Source organism: Caballeronia sp. LZ065 (assembly GCF_031450975.1).
Lineage (GTDB): Bacteria > Pseudomonadota > Gammaproteobacteria > Burkholderiales > Burkholderiaceae > Caballeronia.
This window is the reverse complement of record NZ_JARUXV010000004.1, coordinates 839124-855331: the sequence shown is the minus strand read 5'-3', so window position 1 is coordinate 855331 and position 16208 is coordinate 839124. Positions and strand designations below refer to the sequence as shown.

Annotated in this window: 15 protein-coding genes; 6 read left to right on the top strand and 9 right to left on the bottom strand. The window is 65.3% G+C overall.

From position 1 onward, the window contains the following. Nucleotides 1-3 precede the first annotated feature (3 nt). Nucleotides 4-888: a phosphorylase gene (locus QCE63_RS30465; RefSeq protein WP_404990209.1), complete on the bottom strand. Its 885-nt coding sequence runs from the start codon at nt 886-888 to the stop codon at nt 4-6. A 155-nt stretch (nt 889-1043) separates the two neighbouring features. On the opposite strand from QCE63_RS30465, the gene QCE63_RS30460 reads away from it, so the two are divergent. After that, nucleotides 1044-1808, top strand: coding sequence for a ParA family protein (locus QCE63_RS30460; protein WP_309838234.1), 765 nt, complete (start codon nt 1044-1046; stop codon nt 1806-1808). Nucleotides 1809-1976: 168 nt separating this feature from the next. Further along, nucleotides 1977-2879, top strand: coding sequence for a LysR family transcriptional regulator (locus QCE63_RS30455; RefSeq protein ID WP_309839342.1), 903 nt, complete (start codon nt 1977-1979; stop codon nt 2877-2879). A gap of 18 nt (nt 2880-2897) precedes the next feature. Here QCE63_RS30455 and QCE63_RS30450 read toward each other — a convergent pair whose 3' ends face one another. Both QCE63_RS30450 and QCE63_RS30445 read right to left on the bottom strand, forming a co-directional pair. Beyond that, a complete protein-coding gene (locus tag QCE63_RS30450; RefSeq protein WP_309838233.1) occupies nt 2898-3710 on the bottom strand; it encodes a mechanosensitive ion channel family protein in 813 nt (270 codons plus the stop codon). Between the two features lie 153 nt (nt 3711-3863). After that, nucleotides 3864-4388: an Lrp/AsnC family transcriptional regulator gene (locus QCE63_RS30445; RefSeq protein ID WP_309839340.1), complete on the bottom strand. Its 525-nt coding sequence runs from the start codon at nt 4386-4388 to the stop codon at nt 3864-3866. 158 nt (nt 4389-4546) lie between these two features. On the opposite strand from QCE63_RS30445, the gene mdeB reads away from it, so the two are divergent. Further along, a complete protein-coding gene (mdeB, locus tag QCE63_RS30440; protein WP_309838232.1) occupies nt 4547-7261 on the top strand; it encodes an alpha-ketoglutarate dehydrogenase in 2715 nt (904 codons plus the stop codon). Here mdeB and QCE63_RS30435 read toward each other — a convergent pair. After that, on the bottom strand, nt 7258-7908 hold the full coding sequence (locus QCE63_RS30435) for a phosphoribosyltransferase (protein WP_309838231.1): 651 nt from the start codon (nt 7906-7908) through the stop codon (nt 7258-7260). The two genes, mdeB and QCE63_RS30435, sit on opposite strands and share 4 nt — an antisense overlap. Before the next feature lie 315 nt (nt 7909-8223). Between QCE63_RS30435 and QCE63_RS30430 the strand changes: the two genes are divergently transcribed. Together QCE63_RS30430 and QCE63_RS30425 are read left to right on the top strand one after the other, a co-directional pair. Continuing rightward, nucleotides 8224-9426: an ammonium transporter gene (locus QCE63_RS30430; RefSeq protein ID WP_309838230.1), complete on the top strand. Its 1203-nt coding sequence runs from the start codon at nt 8224-8226 to the stop codon at nt 9424-9426. Between the two features lie 169 nt (nt 9427-9595). Continuing rightward, nucleotides 9596-11809 (top strand): ATP-binding protein, encoded by a 2214-nt coding sequence (locus tag QCE63_RS30425; protein ID WP_309838229.1) that lies wholly within the window; start codon nt 9596-9598, stop codon nt 11807-11809. A gap of 13 nt (nt 11810-11822) precedes the next feature. Here the strand turns inward: QCE63_RS30425 and QCE63_RS30420 are convergent, their stop codons facing one another. The 3 genes from QCE63_RS30420 to QCE63_RS30410 all read right to left on the bottom strand — a co-directional run bounded on the left by QCE63_RS30420 (nt 11823) and on the right by QCE63_RS30410 (nt 13837). Further along, nucleotides 11823-12302 carry a hypothetical protein gene (locus tag QCE63_RS30420; protein WP_309838228.1) on the bottom strand — a complete coding sequence of 160 codons (480 nt, stop codon included), beginning with the start codon at nt 12300-12302 and terminating at the stop codon, nt 11823-11825. Then, nucleotides 12303-13580 carry a sorbosone dehydrogenase family protein gene (locus QCE63_RS30415; RefSeq protein WP_309839339.1) on the bottom strand — a complete coding sequence of 426 codons (1278 nt, stop codon included), beginning with the start codon at nt 13578-13580 and terminating at the stop codon, nt 12303-12305. Between the two features lie 89 nt (nt 13581-13669). After that, entirely contained in the window at nt 13670-13837 is a 168-nt protein-coding gene (locus QCE63_RS30410) for a hypothetical protein (protein ID WP_309838227.1), read from the bottom strand. A 164-nt stretch (nt 13838-14001) separates the two neighbouring features. Between QCE63_RS30410 and QCE63_RS30405 the strand changes: the two genes are divergently transcribed. Then, nucleotides 14002-14169, top strand: a complete 168-nt coding sequence (locus QCE63_RS30405) for a hypothetical protein (RefSeq protein WP_309838226.1) — start codon at nt 14002-14004, stop codon at nt 14167-14169. Nucleotides 14170-14213: 44 nt separating this feature from the next. Here the strand turns inward: QCE63_RS30405 and QCE63_RS30400 are convergent, their stop codons facing one another. Together QCE63_RS30400 and QCE63_RS30395 are read right to left on the bottom strand one after the other, a co-directional pair. After that, complete coding sequence (locus QCE63_RS30400) at nt 14214-14603, bottom strand: DUF3175 domain-containing protein (RefSeq protein ID WP_309838225.1); 390 nt, start codon at nt 14601-14603, stop codon at nt 14214-14216. Nucleotides 14604-14630: 27 nt separating this feature from the next. After that, nucleotides 14631-16193, bottom strand: a complete 1563-nt coding sequence (locus QCE63_RS30395; RefSeq protein ID WP_309838224.1) for an FAD-dependent oxidoreductase — start codon at nt 16191-16193, stop codon at nt 14631-14633. Nucleotides 16194-16208: the final 15 nt, after the last annotated feature.

Genomic DNA, 16208 nt, shown 5'->3' with positions numbered 1-16208 from the left:
ATTTCAAGAGATAGTTGCGTTCGCAAGCAATTGCATGGGTCCGAGCGTTTCGACGATGCGCCGCTGGGCGTCGTCGCGAACGAACAGCGAGCCTGCGAAGCCCAGCGCATTCACTGCGACGCCCCGCACGTCCGGCACGCTGCGCGGCACGGCCAGCATCCAGCGGCGCGTGACCAGCAGGTTGTACGGCGCACTCTGCTGCGCGACGCCTGCAATCTCGATCCGCTCGACGCCGATGGCCTTCAGCAATTGCACATACACGGCGTGGGCGCGGGCGGGATCGTCGTCGGCGAGCCAGGCGGCCGCGTGCCTGAACGCAAGCTGCGGCGCCTGGAAGACTGTGTTCGTGCGCGCGGCTTCGATGGACGGTTCGACAGGCAGGGCGTGGCCGTCGAGTGGCAATGGCACCAGTTGCAGATGCTTGTGTGGCTGGCTCGAACCGGCGATCGTGCCGCCGTTGTAGAAGCCCAGCGCGTCGAAGCGCGCGAGACACACGAACAGTGCGGCGAAATCGCTTTCGTTGATGAGCGACGCTTGCGCTTCAAAGTCGTTCGTCACGATCAGCAGATGATGCGCAAGCACGTTGAACTTGTTGAGCAGCAAGAAGTGCCGGGCGCCGATGTCGCCGACCCGCAACGCCGCCTCGCACGGCGAGAACGGATCGCGCGTTGCGCTGGTCGGCGTGGCCGAGCGCTTCGCGGCTTCGTCTTTGCGCCGGAGGTTCGCCGCCTGCCGGATCAGAAAGCGCACGCCGCCGTCTTCGATCACGCTCTGCGTGGTGTCGAAGGAGCGCAGCGCGCCGCACGCAAGCGCGCGTTCGGTCTGCATGACAACGTCTTGCCATGAAGGGGCGTCAGGATGCACCAGGTTCCGTGGGTATGCGGGCATGCGGAACATCGTCGCACAGGCCGGCGTGGCGTGCAGCGTCGAAGAGCGGTCATTTTGATGCGCTAAGATTTGCCACCGGGCACTGGTCGGCCCACTCGAAAGCCGAACGACCCAATGAACAAACGACCGTTCACAAACCGAGGAAGAATAAGCCGATGCGCCGTGTGGTCTTCAATCAAAAAGGTGGAGTGGGCAAGTCCACCATCGTCTGCAATCTGGCGGCCATCAGCGCGTCGCGCGGCCTGCGCACGCTCGTCATCGATCTCGATCCGCAAGGCAATGCCAGCCAGTATCTGCTCGGCGCGCATGCCGGCGAAGCCCAGCCGAATCTCGCCAGCTTCTTCGAGTCCGCGCTGAGCTACAGCTTTCGCGAGCCCGCTTTCGAGTCCTTCATCCATCAAACGCCGTTCGAGCATCTCGACATCGTGCCGTCGCACCCGACTCTCGACGCGCTGCAAGGCAAGCTCGAATCGCGCTACAAGATCTACAAGCTGCGCGACGCGCTCAGGAATCTCGAACATTACGACGCCGTGTACATCGACACGCCGCCCGCGCTCAACTTCTTCACGCGTTCCGCGCTGATCGCGGTGGAGCGCTGCCTGATTCCCTTCGATTGCGATGACTTCTCGCGTCGCGCGCTCTATTCGGTGCTCGAGAACGTGCAGGAGATCCGCCACGATCACAACCCGGACCTGAGCGTGGAAGGCATCGTCATCAACCAGTTCCAGCCGCGCGCGAGCCTGCCGCAGCAACTCGTCGACGAACTGCGCGGCGAGGACCTGCCGGTGCTCAAGTCCCATCTGTCCTCGTCCGTGAAGATTCGCGAGAGCCATCAGCACGCGCGGCCGATGATCTACCTTGAACCGCGTCACAAGCTCGCGCAGGAATACGTGGCCCTGCATGAGGAACTGAACGGCTGAAGCATCGTGACGGCGTAGGGGAATAAAAACCGTGCGTGCACGTTCATGCAGAGAACAGGGCGCAATCGTCGCGCCTCTTCTTCTCGCTGGATCACGCACATGACTCATCTTCCCGCGGCGGCCGCAGCCGTCACGCACGGTTCTCTTTCCACCGAAAGCCTGTCCGGCATGGTGGCCTTCGTGCGGGCGGCCGAAACCGGCAGCTTCGTGGCGGCGGGCCGGGCGTTGGGGCTGTCGGCGTCGGCGGTGGGCAAGAGCGTGATGCGGCTGGAGGCGAAGCTCGGCGTGCAACTGCTCAACCGCACGACGCGCCGCATCGGCCTCACGCACGAAGGCGCCCGCTTCTTCGCGCGCTGCAAGCGCATGCTCGCCGATCTCGAAGACGCCGAAAACGAGTTGTTCCATTCCACCGCATCGCCGCGCGGACGCCTGCGCATCAGCGCGCCGTCGCTCGGCGGCCGTCTGTTATTGCCGCTGGTGCCCGAGTTCAGGCGGCGTTATCCGGACATCGAGCTGGAAATCGACTTCAGCGACCGTCTGGTGGACGTCACGCAGGAAGGCTATGACGCGGTCATCCGCACCGGGCGTCTCGCCGATTCGCAATTGCTCGCGCGTCCGCTCGCGCAATATGGGCCGGTGATCGTGGCGGCGCCTGCTTATCTGTCGGCACACGGCGAGCCGGCGACGCCCGAGGAGCTCGTGGACCACGCCTGCATCCGCTTCCGCTCGCCGACCAGCGGCCGGCCCGAGCCGTGGCGCTTCGCCCGGGACGATCACAGCTATGCGCTCGATCCCCACGCCATCCTCGCCTTCAACGACATGGAAGCGGTGCTGGCTGCGTGCATCGCAGGGCTCGGTCTCGCTTGCGTGCCCGATTTTGTCGCGAAGACTGCGCTGGAGGCGGGTCTGTTGCGGACGGTGCTCGGCGCGCACGTAAGCACGGAAGGGACGTTCCAGATCGTGTGGCCGCAGAGCCGTCATGAAGCGCCGCGGCTGCGGGCGTTTATCGATCACGTTGCGGCGCGCCTCGGGGGCTTGCCGTCGCACGGTGCGCGCGTCCGTGCGGCTTGAGCAATGGAAGCGCCGCGTCTAGCCGATGACGCGACGCGCGAGCGGTGTTTCCGGCGTCGGATAGCCAGCCTGTTTGAAGGTCTCGATGATCGCGCGGTTGGTGTCGAAATAGACCTGCCAGTAATCGCTCGTGTTGGTGTAAGGGCGCACGCACAGCAACGGGCCTTCAGGCGTGAACGACAGCACTTCGACATCCGGCGGCGGCGTCGTCGCGACGTTCGGAATCCGGGCGATGGCTTCCTTCAGCCGCGCGATGGCGTCGAGCGGATCGACGCCGTTCGCGATCTTCGCCGTCAGCTCCACGCGGCGGTGCGGCAGCTGGCTGAAGTTCCAGATCGTGTCGGAGAAGATCTTGTTGTTGCCGATGATGGCCGCGACGTTGTCGGGCGTCGTGATGGTCGTGCCGAACAGGCCGAGTTCGGTCACCGTGCCGGTGACGCCGCCCGCCGTCACGAAGTCGCCGACCTTGAAGGGCCGCAGCACCTGCATGAAGATGCCGGCGGCGAAGTGCGCGAGCAAACCGCCCCAGGCCGTACCGATCGCGAGGCCCAGGCCCGCGAGCAGCGCCGCGAACGAGGTGGTCTGGACGCCGAAGATCTGCAGGATCGCGAGGATCAGCAGCAGGTTGAGAATGACGCCGACGATGGAGCCGAGGTAATGGGCGAGCGTCGGATCGACGCGGCCGTTGCGCGACAGCAGTCTGCGCATGCCGCCAGTGACGAGACTGATGAGCCAGCGTCCGATGATCCACAGCGCGATGGCGCCGACGACCATGATCGCCAGATCGACGCCGCGCGTCATGATGAATACACGTACCGTTTCGAGGTTCATTTTCTTGTTCTCGCGTGGCGCTTCGTTGAAGAAACACGGCTTCGCGGTGGTGCGGCCGCGTGGCACACGAGTTATAGATGACACTCCGAATCATGGCAAGAGTTACGCTTGCCGTGGATTTAATCGGAAGAATTGACCTTTTTCGAGAAACAATCAGGTCCATTCCGTTTCGGCGGCATCCGGATCGCGCAGCGTCAAGCCAGAGGCGGGCAAGGGCAGCGCTGTCTTGTAGCGCACTTGTTTCAGCGCGAAGCTGGAACGGATGTTCGAGACGCCCGGCAAGCTCGTCAGACGGTCCAGGATGAAGCGCTCCAGCGCGGCGATGTCCGGCAGCACCACACGCAGCAGATAGTCCGCATCGCCGGTCATCAGATAGCACTCCATCACCTCGGGACGTTCGCTGATCGCCTGCTCGAAGCGCGCCAGCGCGTCCTTGACCTGCTTCTCCAGACTCACCTGGATGAACACGTTGATGGAGAGACCCAGCGCTTCCGGATCGAGCAGCGTGACATGCTGGCGGAACAGGCCGGCCTTCTCCAGCGCGCGCACGCGGTTGAAGCACGGTGTGGCCGAGAGATTCACCGCCCGCGCCAGCTCGGCGTTGGTGATGCGCGCGTTGTGCTGCAACTGGTTGAGGATGCCGATGTCGATGCGGTCGAGGCGTTGCCGGGTCGTCATGCTCATGGTCGAGAAATTCCGGTTTTGGGCGGTTTGCAAGAATAAATACACTATCTCAAAGCGCAGAAACAGCCAAATGAGACGCACATTCTGCGCAAGCGTGGATATGCTTGTGGGATCCATCAGCCACCCACCATCAGCCAGCGCGCGGAGTCGCCATGACCGATTTGTCGAGCGGAACCACCCAGCTTCTTTCCATCGCGAAAGGCCGCGAGGATGTCGATCCCGCGGAAACCGCCGAATGGCTGGAGGCGCTCGATGCCGTGGTCGAGCACGTCGGCCGGGAGCGCGCGCAGTATCTGTTCGACCGGCTCGCGGAGCATGCGCTGTCCGTGGGCGTGGAATCGGCGCGGGCGCGCGCGACGCCTTACACCAACACCATTCCCGTTGCGCAGCAGCCGCCTTATCCGGGCAAACTCGACGTCGAAGAGCGGCTCGCCGCCGTGCTGCGCTGGAACGCGCTGGCGATGGTCGTGCGCGCGAACCGCGCCTATGGCGAGCTGGGCGGTCATATCGCCAGCTATGCATCGGCGGCGGATCTGTTCGAAGTGGGCTTCAATCACTTCTTCCGCGCGGCCGGCGCGAATCATGGCGGCGATCTGGTGTATTTCCAGCCGCATTCGTCGCCGGGCGTGTATGCGCGCGCGTTTCTCGAAGGCTTTCTCGACGAGGAACACCTGAAGCACTACCGGCGCGAGATCGCGGGGCCGGGCCTGTGTTCCTATCCGCATCCGTGGCTGATGCCCGACTTCTGGCAGTTCCCGACCGGTTCCATGGGCATCGGGCCGATCAACTCGATCTACCAGGCGAGGTTCATGCGTTACTTGCAGAACCGCAACCTGCAAGTCACCGAAGGCCGCAGGGTGTGGGGCTTCTTTGGCGACGGCGAGATGGACGAGCCGGAGTCGATCGGCGCGCTGTCGCTCGCGGCGCGCGAGCAGCTGGACAATCTGGTGTTCGTCATCAACTGCAACTTGCAGCGGCTCGACGGTCCCGTGCGCAGCAACGGCCGGATCGTCGATGAACTCGAAGCGCAATTCACCGGCGCGGGCTGGAACGTCATCAAGGTGCTGTGGGGCTCGGACTGGGACGGGCTGTTCGCGCGCGATCGCAACAATGCGCTGCTGCGCGCCTTTGCTCATACCGTCGACGGCCAGTTCCAGACCTTCTCCGCCAACGACGGCCGCTACAACCGCGAACGTTTCTTCGGCCAGAACCCGGAACTGGCGGCGCTGGCCGCGCATCTGTCGGATGAGGACATCGACCGCCTGCGCCGCGGCGGCCACGACGTGCGCAAGCTGCACGCGGCTTACGCGAAGGCGCTCGCGCACAAGGGCCAGCCGACCGTGATCCTCGCCAAGACCATGAAGGGTTTCGGCATGGGCGCGGTGGGCCAGGGCCGCATGACGACGCATCAGCAGAAGAAGCTCGATCTCGACGACCTCAAGGCGTTTCGAGACCGTTTCCGCCTGCCGCTGTCGGATGAGGACGTCGAGCAAGTGAAGTTCTACAAACCCGCCGTCGATGCGCCGGAGATGCGCTATCTGCACGAACGGCGCGCGGCGCTGGGCGGCTATCTGCCGCGCCGCCGGGCGAAGGCCTCACAGGGCGTGACGCCGCCCGCGCTGTCAAGCTGGGGGCAATTCGCGCTGACTGCCGCCGGCAAGGAAATGTCCACGACGATGGCCTTCGTGCGGATGCTCGGCAGCCTGCTGAAGGATCCCACGCTCGGGCCGCGCGTGGTGCCGGTGGTCGCCGATGAGGCCCGCACCTTCGGCATGGCGAACCTCTTCAGGCAGGTGGGCATCTATTCGCCGCTCGGCCAGCTGTACGAGCCGGAGGACATGGGCTCGATGCTCTATTACCGCGAGGACACGCGCGGCCAGATTCTCGAAGAAGGCATTTCGGAGGCGGGCGCGGTGTCGTCGTGGATCGCGGCGGCGACGTCCTACAGCGTGCACGACCTGCCGATGCTGCCGTTCTATATCTACTACTCGATGTTCGGCTTCCAGCGCATCGGCGACCTGATTTTTGCGGCGGCGGACCAGCGTTCGCGCGGCTTCCTGATCGGCGCGACGGCGGGGCGCACGACGCTCGGCGGCGAGGGTTTGCAGCATCAGGACGGCACGAGCCATCTGAGCGCATCGACGATCCCGAACTGCCGCGCCTACGATCCCGCGTTCGCGTATGAGGTGGCGGCCATCGTCGACGAAGGCATGCAGGAGATGATGGAGCGGCAGAACGACGTGTTTTATTACGTCACCGTGACCAACGAGAACTATGCGCAGCCCTCCGCGCCCGGCGGCACGCTGAGCGATGCCACGCGCGACGGCATCCTGCGCGGCATGCATCGGCTCGGCGATGCTTCCGAAAGCGCGGCGCAGGTGCAGCTGCTCGGCTCGGGCGCGATCCTGAACGAAGCGCTCGCGGCGCGCACGATGCTCGCGGAGGACTGGAACATCGAAGCGGCGGTATGGAGCGTGACGAGTTACACGGAATTGCATCGCGACGGCGCGGCATGCGAACGGCTCGCGCGCCTGAGCGACGACGACGCGCCCGAGCCATTCGCTACCCGCGCGCTGCAAGGCACGCGCGGACCGGTGATCGCGGCAACGGACTATGTGCGCGCGCTGCCGGAACTCATTCGCGCCTATGTGCCGCGCCGCTATGTGACGCTGGGCGCCGATGGCTTCGGCCGCAGCGATACGCGGCAGGCGCTGCGCGCGTTCTTCGAGGTGGACCGCGTGTCGATCGTGCTGGCCGCGCTGAAGGCGCTCGTGGATGACGGCGTGATCGAACGCTCGGTGCTCAAGGCCGCGCGCGAGCGTTACGGCCGCAGCAACGAAGCTTCCGGCGCGCCCTGGACGCGTTAGACGTCGCGCCGCGCGGCGTCGAGCAGGTCGCGTACTTCGTCGTCGCTGGTCTGGTCGAAGTCGGCGTAGAACTGGCCTACACCGAAGAAGGCATGCGGTCGGAGCACGCAGACAAACTCGTCCACCACGTGTTCTATCCGCGCATCGGAATCGAGCGGCGCGACCGGCAGCGCCGCGACAATCCTCGCGGGATGCGCGCGCCGCAGCGACATCGCGGCGGCCTTGAGCGTCGCGCCGGTGGCCATGCCGTCGTCGACGAGAATCGCCACGCGGCCGCTCACGTCGGGCGGCGGACGTGCGCCGCGATACAGCCGGTCGCGTCGTAGCAGCTCGGCGCGCTCTTCCGCGATCACGCTATCGAGTTGATCTTGCGACACGCCCGCGTACTCCACGATGCTCCGGTCCAGGAAGAACGCCTCGCCCGAGGCGATCGCGCCCATGGCGAGCTCCGGCTGCGCCGGCACGCCGAGCTTGCGGACGACGAGGATGTCGAGCGGCGCGGCAAGCGCGCGGGCCACTTCGAACGCGACCGGCACGCCGCCGCGCGGGAGCGCGAGAACGACGACGTCGTCACGATAGGCGTAATGGCGGAGATGCGTCGCGAGATCGCGGCCGGCGTGCCTTCGATTGTCGAATGTCGAGTCCATCCCGGATGCCTCTGGAACGTTGCCGCGCGCTTTCAGGATACTCGCGGCTCGACCATGCCGAACGCTTTGATACAGTACTTTCAATAATCCTTCACTGGCCTTCATGCTGAAAGATGAGCACGAAATCGGTGCGCGTCATGCGACATGAGAGCGCATTGCACCAAGTTCGAGCCATGCCGGATGACCGTTCAAGGCGCACGCCGCACCACCTTGTTCGCCTGCGAGCAACGCATACGCACCGTTTCGATGCTCCATGCGCCAACTTGGCCCGAAACTTGCAAATTGAGCGCCTTTCGTCATTTCGTCCGCTCGACTATGCAGGCACTTCAGTCCGGTACCAACACACTCTTCCTGCTGCTTGGCGCCGCGATGGTGCTTGCGATGCACGCAGGCTTCGCCTTCCTCGAACTCGGCACGGTCCGGCGCGAGAATCAGGTGAACGCGCTGGTCAAGATCCTGGTGGACTTCGCCGTCTCGACGCTCGCGTACTTCTTCATCGGCTACAACATCGCGTATGGCGTGCAGTTCATGCACAGCGCCGATATCCTTGCCGAACACAACGGCTATGCGCTCGTGCGCTTTTTCTTCCTGCTGACCTTCGCGGCCGCGATCCCGGCGATCGTCTCCGGCGGCATCGCCGAACGCTCCAAGTTCAATCCGCAACTCTTCGCGACTTGCGTGATCGTCGGCTTCCTGTATCCGCTGCTCGAAGGCGTCGCGTGGAACGAGCGCTTCGGCATCCAGGCCTGGCTCGCGCAGGCCTTCGGCGCGCCGTTCCACGACTTCGCGGGCTCGGTGGTCGTGCATGCGTTCGGCGGCTGGGTCGCGCTGCCCGCTGTCGTGCTGCTCGGGCCGCGTCATGGGCGTTATCACAAGGACGGGCGCATCGCCGCGCATCCGCCCTCGTCGATTCCCTTCCTCGCGTTGGGCGCATGGGTGCTGGCGGTCGGCTGGTTCGGCTTCAACGTGATGAGCGCGCAGACTGTCGACAAGATCAGCGGCCTCGTCGCGGTCAACTCGCTGATGGCGATGGTCGGCGGCACGCTCGCTGCCTGGTTCGCGGGCCGCAACGATCCGGGCTTCACCTATAACGGACCGCTCGCGGGCCTGGTCGCCGTGTGCGCGGGCTCGGATCTGATGCATCCGCTCGGCGCGCTGATCGTCGGCGCGATCGCGGGCGTGCTGTTCGTGCAGATGTTCACGTGCGTGCAGAACCGCTGGCGCATCGACGACGTGCTCGGCGTGTGGCCGCTGCATGGCATGTGCGGCGCGTGGGGCGGCATCGCGGCGGGCATCTTCGGGCAGAAGGCGTTCGGCGGTATCGGCGAGGTGTCGATCGTGTCGCAAGTGATCGGCACGGTGGGCGCGGTGGCGCTCGCGCTGGCCGGCGGCGCGGCCGTCTATGGCGCAATCAAGCTGACCGTGGGGCTGCGGCTGGATCGCGAGGAGGAGTTCAACGGCGCTGATCTGGCCATCCATCGCATCTCGGCGACCCCGGAGCGGGATCTGGCGGGCTGACTCGCCTTTGTCGCCTCTTCGCGTGTGGCGCGACGCAACACAGGCGCGCCGATTGACGGGCCTCGGGCATTGACAGAGAATGCCCCGCCCGGCGTCTTTCAGGATCTTGTGCCGTCTCGAGCGCGCGCCGGTTACGATATATCGGTCGACATCCCCGGAGGCGCGACGCTTGGACTCCACCGAGACCGCGACATACGATCTGCCGCTGCCCGCACGCAATTTCGCTTCAACGCGAAAGATGCTGTTGCTCGTGCTGGCCGCGTCGATCGTCATTCCGCTGGCATGCCTGGCCCTGTACGGCTACTACGACCTGCAGCGCCGCTTCGCCGACGCGGAAGACTTCACCGAGCGCCTGACGCGCGTGGCGGACGAACATGCGCTGAAGGTCATCGACCTGAATCAGCAACTCGAAACCCGCATCGTCGATCTGCTCGGCGACAGCAACGACGACGCCATCCGTGGCCGCGAGGCCTCGCTCCATCACACGCTCGACGAGATGGACAGCACGCTCGCGCAGATCGCGGCCATCTCCGTGTTCGGCGAGCATGGCAACCTGCTCGTGAACAGCCGTTATTTCCCGGCGCCGCCCGTCTCGATTGCCGAGCGCGACGACTTCCAGTCCGCGCGCTCCGTGGCGCCTGTTACGTACTTTTCCTTGCCCTTGCGCGGCAAGGTGGCGCGTTCGGATGTCTTCACCACGACCATGGGCCGCATCGCCAGCAATGGACGCTTTCTCGGCGTGGTGTCAATCGCGGTGAAGCGGGGCTATTTCGTCGACTTTTATCACGAGCTCGTCGGCGGCGATCAGGCGGCCGTGGTGGGGCTGTACCGGCGCGACGGCGGCATTCTCGCGCGCTATCCCGCCAAGCCGGACGACGCCGAGCCCGCCTCCAACACACCCTTTACGAACGCCTTCCGCAATAACGAGCTGTATGGCCGGATGCGCGTGCAGTCGAGCGTCGATCACGTCGAGCGGCTGCTGGCCTTCCGCCGCGTGGGCGACTACCCGCTCTATGTCGCCGTGGGCTATGCGGTCTCCGCGATTTACGCGAACTGGCTCAACGGCCTGGCGCTCGCGGCGGCGGCCGCGCTGGGGCCGTGTATCGCCGTCTGGCTGCTGATCCTGTTCTCCATTCGCCGCCTGAACGCCGAACAGGCCGCGTGGGAACGCTGGCGCGCGGAGGTGGCCACCCGGCTGTCCATCGAGGCGTCGAGCCGCCAGTTGCGCCGCATGGGCGCGCTCGGCAACCTCGTCGCCAACGTCGCGCACGACTTCAATAACCTGCTGATGGTGGTGTCGTCGAACATGGAACTGGCGCGGCGCAAGCATTTCAACGGCGTCGAGCCGGAGGTGCTGGCGGTCGAGCGCGCCACTTCCGGCGCCGAATCGCTGGCGCGGCGCCTGATGAGCGTCGCGCGCAAGCAGCCGCTCAAGCAGGAACTGATCGAACCGGCGGCCTGGCTGCGCAACCTGCTCGGCCTCGTGAAGACTTCGGTGCATCCGTCGGTGTCGGTGACGCTCGAACTGTCGCCCGATTTGTGGAGGGTGTCGGCCGATCCGGTGGAACTCGAACTGGCGCTCGTGAATGTCGCGGTCAACGCCAGCGAGGCGATGCCGCATGGCGGGCGCGTGCTGATCCGCTGCCAGAACGCGCGGGTGCGGGGCGCCGAAACCGATATCCCGGATGGCGAGTATCTGCTGATCTCGATCACGGACAACGGCGAAGGCATGAACGAGGAGACGCTGCGGCGCGCCTTCGAGCCGCTCTTCACGACGAAAGTCCGTGGCATGGGCACGGGCCTCGGTCTGGTGCAGGTGCTGGCGGCCTGCGAACAGGCCGGGGGCACCGCGCGCATCACCAGCGTGGCGGGATCGGGGACGACGGTTCGACTGTACCTTCCGCGCCATCACGGGCCGGCGCCGGTCGCGTCGAAGGCCTACATGCCGCCGGAGACCGAGATCGAACCGCTGTTGCCCGCGGCCCGCTCAACCACCGACGCCAATGACGAGGCGCATCCGCTGCGCGGCACGTCGGTGCTGCTGGTCGAGGACAACCAGGATGTAGCGGCCGGCGTGATGGCCGTACTCGAAGTGTTCGGCTGCGCGGTGCATCACGAGGACAGCGCCGATGGCGCTTTCACGTTGCTGGGCGAGGGCTATGGCTTCGATCTCGTGCTGACCGACGTGCAGATGCCGGGCCGCATGAACGGCATCGACCTGGCCGAGCAGATCACGAAGCGGCTGCCGGCGCAGAAGCTGATCCTGATGACCGGTTACGCCGATGAACTCGAACGCGCGAAGCACCTCGGCGTGCCGATCCTCGCGAAGCCGTTCGACATGGACGATCTGCTCGAACTGATCGCGCCGGGCGTGGCGCATTGACCGCTTTTGAAGTTCAGCGTTTGCCATGGCCCGGCACCGAGCGCGCGCCGACTAGCGGATTGAAGCCGGCCCGTTTCGACGGAGACCCGGTTTTCTTTGCCGCGCGCGTGGACGAGCGCGTGCCGTCGCCGCTCAGTTGGCTGAGTAGATCTTCGTCATCGGGTGCATCGTCGGCCTGTTCCGCAACTGACGAAGCGCCGGCGAGATGCTCGACCACCGAAATGAAGTCCTTGCGCGCCGTCTTCAGCGCGCGTCCCGGCATCATCACGATGACCACCGCTTCCTGCACGCCATGGCCGTCCACGGTGCGCAGCGTGCCGTCCCCGTTCCAGTCGATACCGCTCTCCGCATAGGCCGCGACGAGATGATGCAGCACGGCGGGCGACATCACGCCGGCGTCATAGAGCCCGACGATCTGCCGCTCCGCGAGCGCGAACAGGCTGCCCGGTCCGCGTTTGGGCCTGGGCTTGGGTTGGGACCTGGAAGCGGCCATCTACTGCGGCTTCCCGGCGGGCGCGACGCGCCACACGGCGTTGCCGACATCATCGGCGACGAGCAGGCCGCCCGCATGATCCACCGCCACGCCGACGGGCCGTCCGCGCGCATGGCCATCCGACGACACGAAGCCGGTGAGAATGTCTTCCGGTGGACCCGAGGGCTTGCCGTCCTGGAAGGGCACGAAGACGACCTTGTAGCCGCTGCGGGGCTTGCGGTTCCACGAGCCATGCTGGCCGATGAACGCGCCATTGCGATAGCGCTCCGGGAAGGCGCTGCCGTCGTAGAACGTCAGGCCGAGCGATGCGGTATGCGCGCCGACCGCGTAGTCGGGGAGTATCGCGGACTGCACGAGATCCGCGCGCTGCGGCTTCACGCGTTCATCGACATGCTGGCCGTAATAGCTGTAGGGCCAGCCATAGAACGCGCCGTCCTTCACCGAGGTGAGATAGTCGGGGACGAGCTCGTTGCCCAGTTCGTCGCGTTCGTTCACGACCGTCCACAGCGCGCCGCTCTGCGGTTGCCATGACATGCCGTTCGGATTGCGCAGACCGGTGGCGAACGGCCGCGACTGCCTGGTCGCGATGTCCACCTCCATGATTTGCGCGCGGCCGTTCTCGGCATCGATGCCATTCTCCGCCGCGTTGCTGTTCGAGCCGACGGTCACATAGAGCTTCTTGCCGTCGCGGCTCGCAATGATGTTCTTGGTCCAGTGATGATTGATTTCGCCGGCGGGCAGATCCATGAACTTCTCGCCGGGCGTGGTGATCTGCGTCATGCCGGGCTCGTACTTGAAGCGCATGATCGCGTCGGTGTCCGCGACATAGAGCTCGTCACCGATGAGCGCCATGCCGAACGGCGAATGCAGCTTGTCGATGAACACGGTCCGGGTGTCGGCGACGCCGTCGCCGTCGGTATCGCGCAGCAACACGATGCGGTCCGGACTCGCGACGCCCGCCCCCGCGCGCTTCTGCACCTTCTTCATCACGAAGCCCTTGATGCCGGCGTTTTCGTCGTGCTGCGCGGGCGCATTGCTTTCCGCGACCAGCACGTCGCCATTGGGCAGCGTGGCGAGCCAGCGCGGATGATCGAGCTGGCTCGCGAACGCGGTCACCTGGAAGCCTTGCGCCGCCTCTGGCTTTTCTCCCGCTTGCCACGGCTTGGCTGGGGCGATGTTCACGGTCGGCATCAAACTCTTGTGCGGCGCGGGCAATTCCGGATCGGGGCCGAAGCCGGCGGCGTAGTCTGCCGCGAAGGCGCTGCCGCATGCGAGCATCGACACGCCTGCGGCAACGCACGCGAGATGTTGTGCTGGTTTCTTCAAGCCTGACTCCTGAGGTGTGACGAGCGCAGTCTTCGAGGCGCTCAGCCGCCGCCGATGCCCTGCGTTACCTTGCCGGTTCCGCCGCAGGTGGTGCACGTCGAACCGTCGAGCTTGCCGGAGCCGTTGCAGTCCGGACACAGATCCTCGCCTGAGCCGGGTGCGCCGGCTTCGGCTTCGTCGCCGGGATTGAGAGGAGGTTGCTGGGCCATCGCCGTCTCCTGGGCTGAACGTGCGCGGGCGGCATTGCTCGCGCATGACACGTGCACTGCGAGCAAGCGGCGTTCCTTGCCTCGTCCGGGTATGCGCGATGCTGAATGCTGTGAGCGGCTTTGGGGCCGCACTGAGGTTCAGTCAAAGAGCGCAGGAGGGCTTCATGAGCGACAAGCAAAAGCAGATGGGCAATCAGCCGTCGGACCCGACACAGCGTCAACATGGCCAGCAGACGCCGCCACCCGCACAACCACAGCAGGACAATCAAAGCGGTCAGCGTCAGCAGAACCAGCCGCTGCCGCAGCATCAGGGTGGTCAGCGGCAACCTTGAGCGGTTCGAGGCGGGCGACTATGTACTACACGTAGCCGCGCGCTTCAGGGCTTGCGTCCGAACGCTTCGCGCAGCCGCTTCTTCGCGCGCTCCAGCGTGCTCTTGCGCGACTTCGGCAGATTGCGTCCCGCACGATTGATGTAGAAGTTCAGCATCGACATCGCCGACTGGAAAGGCGAACCCTTGCGACGCGTGCTGTGCGTGGAGGATCGCTTGAGCGAATCGGCGATTTCCTGCGCATTGCCGGTCGTGAAGATGTCGCGCTGGATATCCATCGCGTCGCTGGTCTCCATGACGTGATGGGACCAGCGGTGAGTCGAGCGCGCGGGCTTCTTGCGGGCAGTGGCAAGCGAATGACGCTGCCGCGTGCTCGGGCGCTTGCTGCCGCCCGACTTGCGCCGAGGCGTCTTCGACGATTTTCCAGCGGTGGCCATGTGAGGTTCCTGTTCCTTTTCGTCGCGTCAGCCCTGCGCGATGCGCCGCGCCTCTTCCAGCGTGAGCGGTTCGCGCATCGCTTCGGCGAGCCTGCACACGGCTGCATCGTGTTCGCAGGCCACCACCGCGCCCACGTGCGAATCCTTCATCAGGAAGGCGATGAAGTGCTGGGCGTCGAGTTCGCCGTCTATCTCTACACTGTCCGGTTCGGTCACATGCCCGAGATAGTCGAAGGTCTTGTCGTAGTGGAAGGTCCAGAAATACGGCACGCCGTCATATTCGCGTGGCTGTCCCGCCATGTTGTAAGCGGCGACGCGCGCATGCTGCTGCGCGACGCGCCAGTGTTCGATACGCACGGATTGCCCCGAGCGCGGCAGCGGAAACTGCGCGATATCGCCGGCGGCATAAAGGTTGGGTGCGGCAAGCATGGCTGGATCGACGGAGAGGCTGCCGTCCTCGTTGCGCGCGACACCTGACAGGAACTGGGTGGCGGGCTCGACGCCGGTTCCCGCGATGACGATGTCGGCCGCGATCTTCTCGCCGGAATCGAGCATCACTTCGCGCACCGCATTGCCACCGACGAGCGAACTCACGCGTGCATTCATGTGAAACGCCACGCCGTTCTTCTCATGCAGTTTCCTGAACATGTCGCCGATGCGTTCGCCGAACTGCTTCGCGAAGGGCACCTTGCCGGGCGCGACAACCGTCACGTCCACGCCGCGCTTCCTCAGGCACGACGCCGCTTCGAGTCCGATGAAACTCGCCCCCACGATCACCGCGCGCTTGTGTCCTTCGAGCGAGGCCAGGATGGCGCGTGCATCCTCGCGCGTGCGCAGCAGGTGGACATGGTCAAGATTCGCGCCGGGCATTGCCAGCGGCTTGGGCACGCCGCCTGTGCAGATGAGCGCGGCGTCATAGTCGCGCTTCTTGCCGTCGACGAAATCGGCGTGCCGCGCGCGGGCGTCCAGATGCATGACATCCGACTCGATCCGCTCGATGTCATGCTTCTCGAAGAAATCCGTGTCAAGCAGGGGCGGCACGTCGTCTGGCGGCATGTCGCCCGCGAGCGTGAACTTGCTCAGCGACGTGCGATCGTAGGGCTCGCGCGCGTCGCCGCCCGCGAGGACCAAGCGGCCGTCGAAGCCGGCCTCGCGAAGCGCGGCGCATGCAGCGGCGCCGGCTGCACCTGCGCCGACGACAAGCATGGTCCGCGCATTCGTCTGCGCTTTCGATGCAGCCTCGTTGCTATCGATGGCGGGCAGTGCAACATAGACATCGCCGTCGCTTATGGTGGCTTCATAGCGGGTCAGCGACTTGAGCGCGGGCGGTTCAACGAGACTGCCGTCGCGTACTTCGAACGTGCCCTTGTGCCATGGACATACGATACGGCCGTTGCAGATCGCGCCTTCGTCGAGCGGCCCGCCTGCATGCGGACATTCGGCGGTATAGGCGCGTATCTCGTCGCCGTCGCGCACCAGCAAGATGGGCGTTTCCTTCGCGTCCGGCTCGCTTCCTTTGATGCAGACGCGCTTGCCGCGGTCGGCGGATACTTCCGTGACACGCGCAACCTTATGCTGAATGGGGGACATCGCACTCTCCGGTAG